This is a genomic window from Streptomyces sp. NPDC000151 (assembly GCF_040301705.1).
GTDB lineage: Bacteria > Actinomycetota > Actinomycetes > Streptomycetales > Streptomycetaceae > Streptomyces.
On sequence record NZ_JBEPFC010000035.1, the window covers coordinates 1 to 15299 of the forward strand.

General features: G+C 70.6%; 15 protein-coding genes. 9 read left to right on the forward strand and 6 right to left on the reverse strand.

Annotation, left to right across the window (positions count from 1 at the left end; all coding sequences use genetic code 11):
* The 3 genes from ABT381_RS13190 to ABT381_RS13200 all read left to right on the forward strand — a co-directional run.
* A partial coding sequence (locus tag ABT381_RS13190) for an acetate--CoA ligase family protein (RefSeq protein ID WP_351592270.1) occupies positions 1-1619 on the forward strand: 1619 nt, incomplete at its 5' end.
* A gap of 169 nt (positions 1620-1788) precedes the next feature.
* The gene (locus ABT381_RS13195; protein ID WP_351592272.1) at positions 1789-2109 is read left to right on the forward strand and encodes a hypothetical protein; all 321 of its coding nucleotides are present in this window, start codon (positions 1789-1791) and stop codon (positions 2107-2109) included.
* A 72-nt stretch (positions 2110-2181) separates the two neighbouring features.
* Positions 2182-2442: a hypothetical protein gene (locus tag ABT381_RS13200; protein ID WP_351592274.1), complete on the forward strand. Its 261-nt coding sequence runs from the start codon at positions 2182-2184 to the stop codon at positions 2440-2442.
* Positions 2443-2473: 31 nt separating this feature from the next.
* On the opposite strand, the gene ABT381_RS13205 is transcribed toward ABT381_RS13200, so the two are convergent.
* Positions 2474-4066: an APC family permease gene (locus ABT381_RS13205; RefSeq protein WP_351592276.1), complete on the reverse strand. Its 1593-nt coding sequence runs from the start codon at positions 4064-4066 to the stop codon at positions 2474-2476.
* A gap of 147 nt (positions 4067-4213) precedes the next feature.
* Here ABT381_RS13205 and ABT381_RS13210 point away from each other — a divergent pair, with 147 nt between their 5' ends.
* Positions 4214-4825 (forward strand): TetR/AcrR family transcriptional regulator, encoded by a 612-nt coding sequence (locus ABT381_RS13210; protein ID WP_351592278.1) that lies wholly within the window; start codon positions 4214-4216, stop codon positions 4823-4825.
* Here the strand turns inward: ABT381_RS13210 and ABT381_RS13215 are convergent.
* Both ABT381_RS13215 and ABT381_RS13220 read right to left on the reverse strand, forming a co-directional pair.
* The gene (locus tag ABT381_RS13215; RefSeq protein WP_351592280.1) at positions 4815-5000 is read right to left on the reverse strand and encodes a DUF397 domain-containing protein; all 186 of its coding nucleotides are present in this window, start codon (positions 4998-5000) and stop codon (positions 4815-4817) included. The genes ABT381_RS13210 and ABT381_RS13215 overlap by 11 nt on opposite strands.
* A complete protein-coding gene (locus tag ABT381_RS13220; RefSeq protein WP_351592282.1) occupies positions 4997-5824 on the reverse strand; it encodes a helix-turn-helix domain-containing protein in 828 nt (275 codons plus the stop codon). The genes ABT381_RS13215 and ABT381_RS13220 overlap by 4 nt, the downstream gene beginning before the upstream one ends.
* Before the next feature lie 197 nt (positions 5825-6021).
* Between ABT381_RS13220 and ABT381_RS13225 the strand changes: the two genes are divergently transcribed.
* The 5 genes from ABT381_RS13225 (at position 6022) to ABT381_RS13245 (ending at position 11234) form a co-directional block, all read left to right on the forward strand.
* Positions 6022-6444: an ATP-binding protein gene (locus ABT381_RS13225; protein WP_351592285.1), complete on the forward strand. Its 423-nt coding sequence runs from the start codon at positions 6022-6024 to the stop codon at positions 6442-6444.
* Positions 6445-6660: 216 nt separating this feature from the next.
* Positions 6661-7200, forward strand: a complete 540-nt coding sequence (locus tag ABT381_RS13230) for a hypothetical protein (RefSeq protein ID WP_351592288.1) — start codon at positions 6661-6663, stop codon at positions 7198-7200.
* Positions 7201-7298: 98 nt separating this feature from the next.
* Positions 7299-8651 (forward strand): Dyp-type peroxidase, encoded by a 1353-nt coding sequence (locus ABT381_RS13235; RefSeq protein WP_351592291.1) that lies wholly within the window; start codon positions 7299-7301, stop codon positions 8649-8651.
* 56 nt (positions 8652-8707) lie between these two features.
* Positions 8708-9868, forward strand: a complete 1161-nt coding sequence (locus ABT381_RS13240) for a catalase family protein (protein WP_351592294.1) — start codon at positions 8708-8710, stop codon at positions 9866-9868.
* On the forward strand, positions 9849-11234 hold the full coding sequence (locus ABT381_RS13245) for an FAD-binding oxidoreductase (protein ID WP_351592297.1): 1386 nt from the start codon (positions 9849-9851) through the stop codon (positions 11232-11234). Before ABT381_RS13240 ends, ABT381_RS13245 begins: the two co-directional genes overlap by 20 nt.
* On the opposite strand, the gene ABT381_RS13250 is transcribed toward ABT381_RS13245, so the two are convergent.
* From ABT381_RS13250 to nirB, 3 genes are all read right to left on the reverse strand, one after another.
* The gene (locus ABT381_RS13250; RefSeq protein ID WP_351592299.1) at positions 11212-12150 is read right to left on the reverse strand and encodes an oxidoreductase; all 939 of its coding nucleotides are present in this window, start codon (positions 12148-12150) and stop codon (positions 11212-11214) included. The genes ABT381_RS13245 and ABT381_RS13250 overlap by 23 nt on opposite strands.
* A gap of 154 nt (positions 12151-12304) precedes the next feature.
* Positions 12305-12691 carry a nitrite reductase small subunit NirD gene (gene nirD, locus ABT381_RS13255; RefSeq protein ID WP_351592302.1) on the reverse strand — a complete coding sequence of 129 codons (387 nt, stop codon included), beginning with the start codon at positions 12689-12691 and terminating at the stop codon, positions 12305-12307.
* The gene (gene nirB / locus ABT381_RS13260; protein WP_351592305.1) at positions 12688-15297 is read right to left on the reverse strand and encodes a nitrite reductase large subunit NirB; all 2610 of its coding nucleotides are present in this window, start codon (positions 15295-15297) and stop codon (positions 12688-12690) included. The genes nirD and nirB overlap by 4 nt, the downstream gene beginning before the upstream one ends.
* Positions 15298-15299 lie beyond the last annotated feature (2 nt).

Genomic DNA, 15299 nt, shown 5'->3' on the forward strand with positions numbered 1-15299 from the left:
CGGCGCACGCGGCCGGCAAACCGGTCCTGCTGCTGACCGTCGGCCGCAGCGCCGCGTCCGGCCGCGCCGCGGCCTCCCACACGGGCGCCCTGGTAAGCGCCCGCGCCACGGTCGCCGCCGTCTGCCGGGACGCCGGCGCGTTGCTGCTGGATACGGCGGGCGAGGTGGTGGACACGGCCCTGTGCCTGCTGGCTGCGCGCGGTCGCGCTGCAGGGGCAGCCCCTGCCCCACCGCTGGCGACTTCTCCGCCGTCGTGGCCGCTCGCGCAGTTCCCCGCGCCCCTGGCGGGGCGCTCCTCTCCCCACCCAGCTGCGGGCAGTCGTGCCACCCCTCCCCACCCAGCTGCGGGCAGTCGTGCCGCTGGGGCGGCACGGGTGGGCGCAGCGGCACCCCAGCGGCGGGAAGCCGCCACCGCGCACCCCAGCCACCGACAGCCATCACGCATCGCCATCCTCGCCGACAGCGGAGGCCAAGGCGCCCTGGCCGCAGACGCATTCGCCGCCCGCGGCCTGGACGTACCGGCGTTCTCCGCCGCCACCGCGGCGACGCTCGCCGCCCACCTCCCACCCACCGCCGCCTCCGCCAACCCCGTAGACCTCGCAGGCGCCGGCGAAGCCGACCTCGGCACCTACGCGCGCCTCGCCCGCACCCTCCTGACCTGCGGCGAAGCCGATGCCGTCGTCCTCACCGGCTACTTCGGCGACTACGCCACCGGCAATCCGGCGCAGGCCGCGCGCGAGACCGACGTGGCGCGGGACCTCGCCGACGCCGCCGCGTCGTCCGGCCGCCCGCTCCTCGTCCACACCATGGCCCGCGACACCCCCGCCCTCGCCGTCCTCCGGCAGCGCGGCATCCCGGTCCACGAACGGATCGAGCAGGCCGCCGCGGCCCTGTCCGGCCTGGCCCGCCTCCGTACGGCACACCCCAGACCGCCCCTGCCCACCCCGCCCCCGTCCCCGTACCGCGCCCCCGACGGCGACTACGAGACCACCCGCGACCTGCTCTGCTCGTACGGACTGACGTTCCCCGCCGCCGAGTTCGTCCGTACCGCCGACGAGGCCGCGGCGGCCGCCCACCGCATCGGCTTTCCGCTCGCCCTGAAGGCGATGGGTCTGGCCCACAAGACGGAGGCCGGCGGGGTGGCGCTCGGCCTCGCCGACGAGCCCGCGCTGCGCACCGCCTTCGCCCGTATGCGCGCGGCCACCGCCGCGACCGCCGCGACCGGCGCGGGCCGGTACGCCGTCGAGGCCATGGCCACACCTCCGTACGCGGTCGAACTGATCGCCGGCGTACGGCGCGACCCCGCCTTCGGCCCGGTCCTCATGGCCGGCATCGGTGGCGTACGCGCCGAACTCCTCGCCGACACCGCCCTCGCCCTGGCCCCGCTCACCGCCGCCCACGCCCGCGACCTGCTGCTCTCCCTGCGCCACGCGCCCCTGCTCACGGGCTGGCGCGGCGCCCCGCCCGTCGACCTGGACGCCGCGGCGGCCGCCCTGTGCGCCCTCGCCCGGGCCGCCGCCGAACACCCCGAACTCGCCGAGATCGAGATCAACCCGCTCCTCGTCCACCCGGGCGGCGCCCTCGCCCTGGACGCCCACGCGGTCCTCGGAGAGTTCTGAGTTGATGCAAGTTTGCATTCGATCGATAGCGTTTCCTGTATCAATCGAGGTCAAGGCGTAAAAGCGGCCGTTAGGTGCTATAAACACGCAGATTTACGGGACGTTGATCGGCGCTCCCTAGATTCGTTCATGTCAGGAAAGCCCAACGCGCACCGAAAGGGAGACCGACATGACGACCGGTATCAGGGGATGCGACAACCAGTCCAACGCCCATGTGTCCTTCCTCAATGAGGAGCACCCCGGCGACAGCCAGACCGTCGACCCCAGGTCGTTCAGCGGCGCCTATGCCTGGATCTCGCAGCACAAGGACAAGCCGTTAAGCGTCCAGACGGGGCGCGGGCGCTGCATCATCTGGGACAGCGACTGGAAGGTCATGGGGCAGTGGGACGACGGCAAGGGTGAGTTCAAGCTCGCCGCCGTCGACAGCAGCCCGCAGGACTACCAGATGACGGTCAGCCTCACGGGAGACATCTCGCTCAAGGCGGTCTGACCCCGAAGGGTCTGACCCCGAAGTCCGATTCCTCGCCGAAGTCCGATCCACTTCGAAAGGCAGTCGAACGGCATGGCCATGAGCGATTGGCGGCCCAACAACGCCGCCCCCAACGACTGGGTGTACTACGTGTGCACCACCATCGCGGCCTTCGCGAACGTCCACTTGAGCCGAAGCGTCGACAATCCCGCCCAGGACCATTCGGCGATCAATGGCGGGAATCTCTACTACTTCGGTGTCACCGGCACCTTCAGCCCGGCCGCCCAGCAGGCGGACCCTGGGATCCGCCAGCTGCTCGTCGACGCCTGGACGGATTACTTCACCGTACGGTGAAGTAATCCGGCGGCCCTTCTCCCGTCCTTCGCTACCCCTTGGCCCGGCGCGTCTTCGCCCCCAGCGCGTAGAAGACCAGCCCGATGGCCAGGAAAAGGGCCAGCGGCACGACTTGGCTGAGCGTGTAGGCCAGCCGCTGGCCCGCGAAGGACTCCGGCAGCGAGTCACCCGCCGAACCGGCCGTACCGAACCACCCCACCCCGAAGCCCGGCCAGACCAGCACCACGACCGTGAACGCGACGAGCCCCGTCGCCAGCGCGGTCACCACCCACGCCCCGACGCGCCCGCCCGGTACGGCGTACGGGCGCGGCGTGTCCGGGTACTTCCGCCGCAGCACCAGCAGGCTCGGGAACGTGATCACGTACGAGATGAACGTCGTGGAAATCGTCAGCCCCAGCCCCGCCGCGAAGTATTTCTCCCCGTCCCCCTCGGTCAGATTCAGCGCGAGTACGAAAAGGACCGAGGCGAGGGCGGCCGACAGGAGATTCACCCGCGCCGGCGTCCCGCGCTTCGCGTCGATCTTCCCGAGCCAGGCCGGTCCCACGCCGTCCGCGCAGGCCACCGCCTGTGCCCGGTGCGCCCCCATCGCCCACGTGACGCCGCTGGTCAGCAGACCGATGATGAGTCCGGCCGCCGCGATGCCGCCGAAGACGGACCCCGCCCCGCTCAGCGTGACGGTGCCGTCGGCCGCGATATGACCTCCGTACACGGTGAAAACGGCCTTGCACGCGTCGATGAATCCGCCGAGGCTCCCGATCTCCTTCCCCGGCAGAACAAACAGGATTCCCAGAATCGGGCCGCCGTACAGCACCAGCGACGCCAGCCCCGACCGCAGGATCGACAGCGGAATGTCCCGTCGGGGATTGGCCATCTCCTCGGCCGCCGAACTCGGCAGCTCGAATCCCACGTAATTGAAGATGAGTACGGGCACGAGCGCGATGAATCCCGCGTACGTCGGCGCGAATTCGCCCGCCGGCAGCGCGTGCACTCCGTGTTCCACCGCGAAGACGACCACGGACACCAGGAAGAAGCCCAGCAGTACGATCCGCGCCACCGCTCCCGCGATCGGCACCCACTTCCCGAACCGTACGGCCTGTACGACGGCGAGCGCCCCGCCCCAGATGAAGACCAGCCCGGCCGCGTACTTCCACATCCCCGGCAGCGGCGTGAAGAATTCCTCCCACGTCGTCAGCGCGATGATGCACAGGCTGCCGCCGACCCACACCGGATTGGAAATCCAGTACAGGATCTGATTCAGCCCCGCCGTCAGCCGCCCGAAAGCGAGCCGCGTCCAGACGTAAGGCCCGCCCTGCACGGGAAAGGCGGAACCCAATTCCGCGACGAGCAGCCCGTACGGCAGGAAGAAGGCGACGGCCAGGATCGCCATCCAGGTCAGCCCCTGCGGCCCCTGCGCCGCGACCGACCCGATCGTGTCCAGCCCGACCAGCGTGCAGATCAGGAAGAACAGCACGTCCAGCCGCCGCAGATCCTTCCGCAGCCGCCCCCGCTGCTCGCCCCAGCCCTCGGAGAGATCCGGGGCGTCCGCCCCGCGGTGGCCGCGGTGGCCGCGGTGGCCGCTGTGGCCCGGTGGCGCGGACGGCTGCGGGGTTTCTGTATGTCTCACGACGAACTCCTGCGACGGCGCGGGTGCGAACGGACGTGGAGCGCTCCAACTAACTGAATGCACAGTCAGTAGTCGGTGACTGTGAACCCGCCGCGACCCGGTGTCAAGACTTCCGGCAGCAGTCCGGCCCGCCTGTAGGCTGACGGCGTGGCAAGAGTCCGGTTGAACGTGGCGGAGCGGCGCGAAGAGCTGCTGCGCGCCGCGATTGAGCAGATCGAGGCGCGTGGTGTCGCGGCCGTTCGCGTCTCCGATGTGGCCTCGGCGCTGGGCGTCTCCAACGCCCTCGTCCTCTACCACTTCTCGACCAAGGAGAAGCTCGTCGCGGCGGCGTTCGCGCATGCCGCGGAGGCCGATCTCGCGCATCTGCGGCGCCTCTTGGGGCGCCGCACGACGGCGGTCCGCCGACTGCGCGCGGCGGTGCGGTGGTACGCGCCGACCGGCCAGGCGAAGGGCTGGCGCCTGTGGATCGAGGGCTGGGCGGCGGCCCTGCGCGACCCGGTCCTGCGGGAGACGGCCGGGGGCCTGGACCAGCAGTGGAAGCGCGCCCTCGCGGATGTCATGGCCGAGGGCGCGGCGGCCGGCGAATTCCACTGCCCCGACCCCGAGGCATCGGCCTGGCGCCTCACGGCCCTCCTGGACGGCCTCGCCGTCCAGATGACCTCCTACGAGGGCCCGCTGTCACGTACGTCGATGCTCCAGTGGGCGGAGGGCGCGCTGGCCCAGGAGCTGGGCCTGACCCGCGACTCCCTCAGCGGGTAGTCGCGTACGCGACGAATTCCGCCCATGCGTGCGCGGTGACCGCGAGCTGGGGCCCCTCCGGGGCCTTGGAGTCCCGGATGCGCACGGTGCCGGGGGAGGTCGCGACCTCGACGCAGCTGTCGCCCTGCGAGCCGCTGTAGCTGCTCTTGAACCACGCCAGTTCGGTATTGCTCATAGCGCTCCTCGCATTCGCTTCAGCAGGCTCATGGAGTCTGCGTGGGACAGAGCCTGTGAGCGAAGTTTGGCATAGCGCTGCAACAGCATGCTGACGTCCTTGCGGCCGGAGACCAGCTGCCCCGTCTGCTGGCCTTCGCAGTACGCGAGCCACTGGTGCTCCGGCGTCTCCAGAAGCTGCATCGGGCCGTCGAGCCCGCAGTGGTCCGGTTGTTTGAGCGGCATGATCTGCAACTCGACGTTGGTCAGCTCGCCACACTTGAGCAGGTGGTCGATGAGCTCCCTGGTGACCTCATCGCCACCGGTGCGCCGCTCCAGCAGCGCCTGCTCGATGATGAAGCTGAAGGCGATCGGCGGCTTGCGAGTGAGCAATGCCTGACGAGCCAGCCGCGCGGCGACGCGCTGCTCCACCTCCTCCTCGGTGGGCGGAGGGGGGACGCTCACCGTCACGGCCTCCGCGTACGCCTTCGTCTGAAGCAGCCCCGGAACCACCCGGCACTCGTACGTACACAGGCTCACCGCCTGTTCCTCCAGCTTCGCCCACTGGCGGAACCACGCTGCGAGGCCCGGCTGCCGCGACAGATATCGTGCGGCGGCTCTCAACGCGCCGAAGGCGTCGAGTACTTCTTCCGCCGTCTCCACGAAATCATCCGGAGGAAACCGCCTTCCCTGCTCGATCGACGCCACCGTGTGCGGGGCGTACCGCACCAACGGGGCCAGCTCCTCCTGTGTCAGCCCGGCGCGTTCGCGGAACGCCTTCGCGACCGCGCCGAACCCCTTCAAACTGTCCGACGACTCCGGTTCCCCGCCGTACGTCATCGCCATGCCCGGTCACCTCCGGTATCGCCCGCCCCGACGCGCACATGGTTACGCGCTGTGATGCGTACTGTCCATACTCCGGACTCGTACGCTGACCCGGCGTACGAGTCCAAAGCGTGGCCAACGTCCCGACCAGGCGCAATCGTTGGCCCATGGTCATCCCGCCGGCCCATCGGCTTCCCCGGTCGCCCGTCACCGTACGTATGTTCACGCAGCGTTTCAGCTCCACGCCCCGCGGCGCCCGGCTGGCCCGCCTCCTGGCGGAGCGGCGGCTCGTGGAATGGGGCATCCCTTACGGCAGTGACGCGGCTTTCTCCGCCACCCTGATCGTCGCCGAACTCGCCACCAACGCCGTGACCCATGGCCGCGTCCCCGGCCGCGACTTCGAGCTCTCCCTCACCCTCCTGCTCCCGGACCACCGGACCGCCCCCGCGACCCTTCGCATCGAAGTGAGCGACACCCGTACCGAATCCCGTCCAGCGCCCGTCCTCGCACCCCCGCCCCCGTACGCCGAAACCGGCCGTGGTCTGCTGCTCGTTGCCGCCCTCGCCACCTACTGGACGGTGCTGGACCGTCCCTCGATCGGTAAAACCGTCCGCGCGGAGTTGAGCTTGGCCGGACGATAATTCCTGCTTTCTGTGAAGCGTTTCCGTCCTAATTCCTGCGGTGGCGAATTCTGGGCTGTGCGGGCGCAGGCCATGTGCTCAGAATGGGGGAGGAGGGCGATGGCGCGTCATTCTGGAGCGCTTGGCGACCCTTGGACGTATCCGTGGCAGGAGTGATTCACGATGGCTGCGACGTCAGGTAAAAACCCGTCGGCTGCCCAGCCCGAGCGTCCGGGCATGACGGACGGGGTGTGCAGCGAGTTCACCGTCTTCACCAAAATCAAGCCCGGTCATGCGGACGCGATGCGTGAGGATCTCGCCACGCTCGCCGACGCGTCGTCCGACAAGGACGCCCGCGGGGCGCTGCGGCAGATCGGCACCCTGCACGACGCACGTCACGTGCTGTTCGACAACGACACCCGGCACATGTTCGCCAGTGTCTTCGACGGCTCCTGGGACACCTACATCGACGACTTCGGCAAGACGTCGATCGGGTCCCGTTTCGAGAAGGTCTTCTCCCACACCGAAGGGTTCCCCGGCATCACCGATCCGGGGGTGAAGGACTGGTTCATCGCCCACCAGGCGCCCGCGGGGATCTTCGTCAGCTCCTATCCCGACCTGACGGTGCAGCAGATCTGGAAGGACCAGCGCGTGAGCGAGGCGTTCCAGGCGGTGCTGGACACTCCCGAGTTCCGGGCCGTGCTGGACAACCCGGCCAACGCGGAGTTGGTGGCCACACCCGCCTTCCGGAAGCTGATGGAGGAAGCCGCAGGCTAGCGCCCGAGCCCCGGCGTTTCATGGACCCGCGCCGGCCGGAGCGAGCCGGCCGCCGCGGGGTTGTTCAGGCAGAAACCGATGCGGAGGCGCAGGCGATCATGAACGCGGCCTCAAGCACGAGCGGGTCCGGAGCGCGCGTCGAGATCGACGATGTCCAGAGCGGGGCATTGCATCCACGGCCGGTACCGTACGAGGGGCGGTTCGTCTTCCTGCGTGTCGATGACCGCCACGCCGGCCGTACCCTGCTGCGGCGGCTGCTCCCGGCGGTCGAGGGCGGTCTCCCCAGCGCGGCCCCCAGCCAGGATGCCTGGGTGGCGGTGGCCTTCACCTACCAGGGACTGCGGGCGCTGGGAGTGCCCCAGGAGTCGCTGGAAAGCTTTCCGCAGGCTTTTCGCCAGGGCATGGCGGCGCGTGCGCACCTGATCGGTGACGTGGGCGAGAGTGCCCCGGACCACTGGGAGCCGCCGTTCGGCACGGCCGATGTCCATGTCGTGCTGAGTGCCCTCTCCCCGGATGCGGCGCGGCTGGAGAAGGCACTGGAGCAGGCCCGCGTCGCTTTCCAGGAGACGCCGGGGATCAAGGTGATCTGGCGGCAGGAGGTCCACCAGCTCCCGACCGGACGCACCACCTTCGGTTTCCGCGACGGCATCAGCCATCCGAACATCGAGGGCCTCGGGCTGCCCGGCTCCAACGGCCAGGAAGTCCCCCTCAAAGCGGGCGAGTTCCTCCTCGGCTACCCCGACGAGACCGGCAATCTTCCGCCCATGCCCAGCCCCGATGTGCTGGGGCGCAACGGGACCTACGTGGCGGTGCGCAAGCTGCACACCAAGGTGGCGGCCTGGCGCCGGTACCTGCGCGCGAACACCACCAGCGCCGAGGAAGAAGCGCTCCTGGCGGCCAAGATGGTCGGGCGCTGGCCCAGCGGAGCGCCGTTGACGCTGGCCCCGGAGCACGATGACGCGGAGCTGGGCACCGACCCGCACCGCAACAACGACTTCCTGTACCGGGAGAACGACGACCGCGGCTTCCGGTGCCCCGCCGGTGCGCACATCCGGCGCGTGAACCCCCGCGACGCCACCATCATCGGCGACGCGCGGATGCATCGCCTCATCCGCCGCGGCACCACCTACGGCCCGCCGTTGCCGGAGGGCGTACTGGAGGACGACGGCGCCGACCGGGGCCTGATCGGCGTCTTCATCGGGGCCCACCTGGAGCGGCAGTTCGAGTTCATCAAGGCCGAGTGGGTCAACGACGGCAACTTCATCGGTTACCCCGGCGAGCAGGACCCGGTGGCCGGGCACCACGACGGAACCGGCAGCGCCACCATCCCGGAGCAGCCGATCCGCCGCCGCCTGCGGAACATGCCCAGCTTCGTGGTCACCCGAGGCGGTGAGTACTGCTTCCTGCCGGGTCTGCGCGCCCTGCGGTGGCTCGCCGAGCTGGAGGGCTGAGGGGCTTTCCGGCTCCCTGAAGCCGCCACCGCGGTCCCCGAGAAGAGGTCGACGTCATGGCAGCACGGTTCGTTCCCTACACGCGGGATGTCGAGGACGATGACCCGCACTTCGACCGTCACCTGCAGACGGTGCTCGACAAGACACGGCGCTTCATCGCCGAGTCGGTCACGGCCGGTGGCACGGGCCGGGCCGTCCGCGACGCCCACGCCAAGGGGTACGGGCTGGTCCGCGGGCAGGTGGAGATCCTGCCCGGGCTCCCTCCCGAGTACGCGCAAGGCATCTACGCGACGCCGGGCACCCACGACGCGCTCATCCGCTTCTCCAACGGTTCACCCCACGCCGGAGCCGACGCCCGGCTGGGCAGCGCGACCGGACTGGCGCTGAAGATCTTCGGCATCGACGGCCCGACCCTGTTGGAGGACGAACCGGACACAGGCACGTTCGACTACGCCAACATCAACGCGCCGGTGTTCTTCTGCAACACGGTCGAGCACTACCTGTTCATCCAGGACCTGTTCCTGAACGCACCGGAGTACTTCTCCCAGGGCCGACCCGGCGCGCACCGATTCTTCGCCGAGTTCGTGACCGGAAAGGGAACGCTGGACCAGGACGACTGGGCCTGGGACGAATTCCTGGCCTTCCTGCGCCTGTCACACCTCGCCCCGGTCAACGTACTGCTGTCGACCTACTGGACGATGGGCGCCGTCCGGCACGGGAACTACATCGCCAAGGTACGCATCGCCCCCGACCCGCGCTGCGCGGCCGCGGTGGTCCAGCGCGCCATCGACCCGACCTCGGCGCCGGAGGTCTTCCGGCCGGCCCTGGTGGCCGAGCTGCGGGAGCGGCCCTACGCCTTCGACATCCAGGTACAGCTCTGCACCGACCTGGAGCGGATGCCGGTGGAGGACACCACCGTGGAGTGGCCCGAACGGCTCTCGCCGTTCGTCACCGTGGCCAGGCTGCGCTTGCCGCGCCAGGACATCTCCGGCCAGGACAACCTGGAGAAAATGGACGCGCTGTCCTTCACACCCTGGCGGGTCACCGCCGAGCACGCCCCGCTGGGCAACATCATGCGGGCCCGCAAAGAGGTCTACCGGCAATCCTCCATCGAGCGCCACAAGCTCAACCAGCAGCCGCGCACGGAACCCCGCAGCGCGGACGAAGTATTTGTCCCGGCTCGCCACTGGAGGCGCCATGGACAGGGAAATTCTTGACGGGCTGCGGAATGCGGTGCGGGGGCCGGTTATCGGGCCGGAGGATTCCGGGTACGACGAGGCTCGCAAGGTCTACAACGGGATGATTGACAAGCGTCCCGGTGCGGTCGTGCGGTGCTCGGACGCCGCCGACGTCATGAGCGCGGTGCGGGCCGTACGCGAGAAAGGGCTGGAGCTCGCCGTGCGGGGCGGGGGACACAGCGGGCCCGGGCTCGGGATCGTGGACGGGGGCGTTACCGTCGACCTCGCGCCGATGCGGTGGGTGCGGGTCGATCCCGGCGCGCGGACCGCGCAGGTGGGCGGCGGGTCACTGCTCGCCGACCTCGACCACGCCACGCACCCCTTCGGGCTCGGCGTACCCACCGGCATCCTGTCCACGACAGGCGTCGGCGGGCTGACGCTCGGCGGCGGGCACGGGTACCTCACGCGGAAGTACGGCCTGACCGTGGACAGTCTGCTGGGCGCCGACGTCGTACTGGCGGATGGCAGTTTCGTACGTGCGGACGAGGAAAACCACGCGGATCTGTTCTGGGCGCTGCGCGGTGGCGGCGGCAATTTCGGAGTGGTGACGTCCTTCACCTACCGGCTGCATCCGGTGAGCACGGTGGGGGTCGGGATCACGGTGTGGCCGGCCGAGCGGACGCGTGAAGTACTGGCCTGGTACCGGGAATTCCTGCCGCGGCAGGGGGACGATCTGTACGGCTTCTTCGCGGTGCTGAACGTGCCGCCGGGGCCGCCGTTCCCCGAAGAGATCCACGGGCGGAAGATGTGCGGCGTGGTGTGGTGCTGGACGGGTGAAATGGAGCGGCTGGGCGATGCGCTCGCCGCCGTACGAGAGGCCGGAAAGCCCGCCTTCCATTTCGCGGCGCCGATGCCGTATCCCGCGCTGCAGACCATGTTCGACGAGCTGATGCCGCCCGGACTGCAGTGGTACTGGCGCGGCAATTTCTTCGACCGGATTCCGGACGCCGCGCTGGACGCGCATCTCACGTACGCGGAAGGGCTGCCGGACGGGCTGTCGACGATGCACCTGTATCCGGTCGACGGCGCCGCGCACCGGGTCGGGAACGACGAGACCGCGTGGAACTACCGGGACGCGCTCTGGTCCGGCGTCTTCGCGGGGATCGATCCCGACCCGGCCAACGCTCGGACGGTCAAGGAGTGGAGCGTCGGGTACTGGGAGGCGCTGCACCCGCACTCGATGGGCGGCGGCTACGTGAACTTCCTCGGCGAGGGGGAAGGGGAGGACCGGGTCCGGGCCACCTACGGCGACCACTACGACCGCCTCGCGGGCGTGAAGCGGACGTACGACCCGGACAACTTCTTCCACGTGAACCAGAACGTCAGGCCCGCGACCCAGGGGTGAAGTCGTAGGTCACGCCCGTCAGTTGTTCCGAGGCGGTCCACAGGGCGTCCGACGTGGTGTCGTCCTTCGTCCACGGGGCGCGGAAGGACGGTGCGGGGGCACCGCGGAGGCCGCCCTGCGGGCCGAGGAACGCGTCCGGCTTCATGTGCGGGGCCGTGGCCGCGCACAGGGCCGGGAGCGCGCCGGTCTCGGCGGGCTGCGCGATGACGCGGTTGCCGAGGAGGACGGCGCGCTCGGCGCGGGTGCGGCCCTCCATGCGGACGCCGGCGGTCTGCAGGTTGGTGGCGGCGTAGCCGGGGTGCGCGGCCACGGACAGTACATCGGAGCCGGCGCGGGCGAGGCGGTTGGCCAGCTCGTGCGTGAAGAGCAGATTGGCCGACTTGGAGCGGGCGTAGGCGATCCAGCGGCGGTAGCGGCGGTGCTCGTAGTTGAGGTCGGCGAGGTCGACGTCGGCGAGGGCGTGCAAGCCGCTGGAGACCGTGACGACGCGGGCGCCGGGCGTGCCGAGCAGCGCGGGGAGGAGCAGGCCGGTCAGCGCGAAGTGGCCGAGGTGGTTGGTGCCGAACTGCATCTCGAAGCCGTCGGCGGTGCGGCGGTGCGGCAGGGCCATCACGCCGGCGTTGTTGACGAGCAGGTCGAGGCGGGTGGGGGCCAGGTCGGCGGCGAAGGCGCGGACGGAGGCCAGGTCGGCGAGGTCGAGGGTGCGCAGCTCGATGTCGGAAGCGGGGAGTTCGGCGTGCAGGTGGGCGGCGGCAGCGGCGCCGCGGTCCTTGTCGCGGCAGGCGAGGATCACTCTGGCGCCGCGGCGGGCGAGCTCCCGGGCCGTGACGTAGCCGAGGCCGCTGTTGGCCCCGGTGACGACGGCCAGCCGGCCGGTCTGGTCGGGAATGTGGGACGTGTTCCAGCGGCGGGCCATTGCCTGAACCTTTCGGTACGTATGTACTCGTCCGTAGCGCTCTTGCCAGCGTACGCCGGTACACAGGGCGGTCCGCGTGCGACCGCCCCGCCGCGCGCCGGGCAGGGCAGGGAAGGCGCGGGCGGGGCGGCCGGGTTGGGGGAGCGGTCGGCTGTCAGGCGGCCGCCGCGGTCTCCGCCGTCTCCGGGGCGACGCGGGTCTCGTACACCGGGACCGAGACCGCCGCGTCGTCCAGGCAGGCGCCCGTCTCCAGGTCGAAGCGCTGCTTCAGGAGGGGGGAGGCGACATACGGGCGGCCGTCGGCGGAGCCGGTGAGGCCGCGGGAGAGGACGTAGGCGCCGGTGAAGGGGTCGCGGTTGCCGATCGCGTACGGACGGCCGGCGCGGTCCAGGAAGACCGCCGCCTGACCACCGTCGGGCAGCAGCACGGCCACGCCGCGCCCGGGGACGAGCCCGGAGGGGGCGCAGACGGAGAGCCAGCCGCGGTCGGTGCGCAGTTCGATCGTGCCGGTGGTCAGCGGGCGTTCGAGGGTCTCGGTCATCGGGCGACAGTCCCTTCCAGGGTGCGTACGGGGAGCGTGGGGCCGGCGAGCAGGTCCAGGTCCGGCTTCATCTGGTCGCGCTCGGCGACGAAGCGGACGGACGGGTCGGGCGCGTCGGGCGCGTTGACGAAGGAGACGAAGCGGGCCAGGCGCTCGGGATCGTCGAGGGTCTCGGCCCATTCGTCGCGGTAGTGGGCGACGTGGTCGGCCATCAGCGCCTCCAGCTCCGCGCAGAGGCCGAGCGAGTCGTGGACGACGACGTCGCGGACGTGGTCCAGGCCGCCTTCGATGCGCTCCAGCCAGGCGGAGGTGCGCTCCAGGCGGTCGGCGGTGCGGATGTAGAACATCAGGAAGCGGTCGATCAGGCGGACCAGCTCGGCGTCGGAGAGGTCCTGGGCGAGCAGGTCGGCGTGGCGCGGGTCGGCGCCGCCGTTGCCGCCGACGTACAGGTTCCAGCCGTTGGAGGTGGCGATGACGCCGAAGTCCTTGCCGCGGGCCTCGGCGCACTCGCGGGCGCAGCCGGAGACCGCGGACTTCAGCTTGTGCGGCGAGCGCAGGCCCCGGTAGCGCAGCTCCAGGTCGATGGCCATGCGGACGGAGTCCTGGACGCCGTAGCGGCACCAGGTCTGGCCCACGCAGGACTTGACGGTGCGCAGCGCCTTTCCGTACGCGTGGCCGGACTCGAATCCGGCGTCCACCAGGCGGGCCCAGATCCTCGGCAGCTGGTCCACTCGCGCGCCGAACATGTCGATCCGCTGGCCGCCGGTGATCTTCGTGTAGAGGCCGAAGTCGCGGGCCACCTCGCCGATGACGATCAGCTTCTCGGGGGTGATCTCGCCGCCGGGGATGCGCGGCACGATCGAGTACGAGCCGTTGCGCTGGAGGTTGGCGAGGAAGTGGTCGTTGGTGTCCTGCAGCGCCGCCTGCTCGCCGTCCAGGACGTAGCCGCTGGCGCCGAGGGTGGGCGCGAGCGAGGCGATGATCGAGCCGATGGCCGGCTTGCAGACCTCGCAGCCGTCGCCGTCGCGGGCCTCGGGGCGGCCGTGCGAGGCGAGCAGCTCCTCGTACGAGGTGAGGCGCAGGGTGCGGACGATCTCGTACAGCTCGGCGCGGGTGTGCGGGAAGCAGCCGCACAGGCCCTTGTCGACGGTGACGCCGTTCAGCTCCAGCTCGTCGTTGACCAGGGTGGTCAGCGCCTTGACGCAGGAGCCGCAGCCGGTGCCGGCCTTGGTGCACTTCTTGACCTCGGGGACCGTGCCGCAGGAGTGCTCGGTGACGGCGGCGCGGATGGTGCCCTTGGTGACGTTGTGGCAGTTGCAGATGACCGCCTCGTCGGGGAGCGCGGAGGGGCCGAGGGCGACGGGGGCGCCGGCGCCGGCGGGGAGGACCAGCTGCTCGGGGGCGACGGGCGGGACGCTGCCGGTGAGCGGCCGGAGCGTGCCGTACGCCTCGGCGTCGCCGACCAGGATGCCGCCGAGCAGCGTGCCGTCCTGGCCGATCACCAGCTTCTTGTAGACGCCGGAGCGGGAGTCGGCGTACACGACGTCCAGGCAGCCCTCGGCGGTGCCGTGCGCGTCGCCGAAGGACGCCACGTCCACGCCGAGCAGCTTGAGCTTGGTGGAGGTGTCGGCGCCGGTGAAGCCGGCCGTCTCGACAGCGGCGATGGCGGAGGCCGCGGTCTCGGCCATCTCGTAACCGGGCGCGACCAGGCCGTACACCCGGCCGTCGACGGCCAGCGCGCACTCGCCGATCGCGAAGACCGCGGGGTCGGTCGCCGTGCGGCACTGCTCGTCGACCTTGATGCCGCCGCGCTCGCCGACCTCCAGGCCGCAGTCGCGGGCCAGCTGGTCGCGCGGCCGGACGCCCGCCGAGAAGATCACGAGATCGGTGTCGATGCGGGCGCCGTCGGACAGGTCCATGCCGGTCACCGCGCCGTCGGCGGCCGCGACGATCTCCTTGCCGCCGACGCCGGTGTGCACGGTCACGCCCATGTCCTCGATGGTGCGGCGCAGCGCCTCGCCGCCGCCGTCGTCCACCTGTACCGGCATCAGCCGCGGCGCGAACTCCACGACGTGCGTGTCCAGGCCCAGGCCCGTGAGCGCGCCGGCCGCCTCCAGGCCGAGCAGACCGCCGCCGACGACGACGCCGGTACGGGAATTCTTGGCGTACTCCTCGATCTCCAGCAGGTCCTCGATCGTCCGATAGACGAAGCAGCCCGTGCTGTCCTTGCCGGGGACCGGCGGGACGAAGGGGTAGGAGCCGGTGGCCAGGACGAGCTGGTCGTACTGGACGGTGAAGCCGGAGCGGGCGGTCACCGTGCGGGTGGCGCGGTCCACGGTCTCGGCCGGGTCGCCCAGACGCAGTTCGATGCCGTGCTTCTCGATGAAGTCCGCCTCGACGAGGGAGAGGTCCTCGGGGCTGCGGCCGGAGAAGTACGAGGTGAGCTGGACCCGGTCGTACGCGGGACGGGGCTCCTCGCAGAGGACGACCACGCGGGCGGTGTCGGTCACCCCGCGCTCCGCGAGGGCCTCCAGGAAGCGCTGGCCGACCATTCCGTGGCCGATGAGCACGATCGTAGGTGCGCCGGTCGTGGGTGCGGCAGTCATGG

Coding starts and splice junctions, on each gene's coding strand:
- ABT381_RS13195 (WP_351592272.1), top strand. CDS start 1,789: ATGACGACCGGTATCAGGGGATGCGACAACCAGTCCAACGCCCATGTG.
- ABT381_RS13200 (WP_351592274.1), top strand. CDS start 2,182: ATGGCCATGAGCGATTGGCGGCCCAACAACGCCGCCCCCAACGACTGG.
- ABT381_RS13215 (WP_351592280.1), bottom strand. CDS start 5,000: ATGAGCAATACCGAACTGGCGTGGTTCAAGAGCAGCTACAGCGGCTCG.
- ABT381_RS13220 (WP_351592282.1), bottom strand. CDS start 5,824: ATGGCGATGACGTACGGCGGGGAACCGGAGTCGTCGGACAGTTTGAAG.
- ABT381_RS13225 (WP_351592285.1), top strand. CDS start 6,022: ATGTTCACGCAGCGTTTCAGCTCCACGCCCCGCGGCGCCCGGCTGGCC.
- ABT381_RS13230 (WP_351592288.1), top strand. CDS start 6,661: ATGACGGACGGGGTGTGCAGCGAGTTCACCGTCTTCACCAAAATCAAG.
- ABT381_RS13235 (WP_351592291.1), top strand. CDS start 7,299: ATGAACGCGGCCTCAAGCACGAGCGGGTCCGGAGCGCGCGTCGAGATC.
- ABT381_RS13240 (WP_351592294.1), top strand. CDS start 8,708: ATGGCAGCACGGTTCGTTCCCTACACGCGGGATGTCGAGGACGATGAC.
- ABT381_RS13245 (WP_351592297.1), top strand. CDS start 9,849: ATGGACAGGGAAATTCTTGACGGGCTGCGGAATGCGGTGCGGGGGCCG.
- ABT381_RS13250 (WP_351592299.1), bottom strand. CDS start 12,150: ATGGCCCGCCGCTGGAACACGTCCCACATTCCCGACCAGACCGGCCGG.
- nirD (WP_351592302.1), bottom strand. CDS start 12,691: ATGACCGAGACCCTCGAACGCCCGCTGACCACCGGCACGATCGAACTG.
- nirB (WP_351592305.1), bottom strand. CDS start 15,297: ATGACTGCCGCACCCACGACCGGCGCACCTACGATCGTGCTCATCGGC.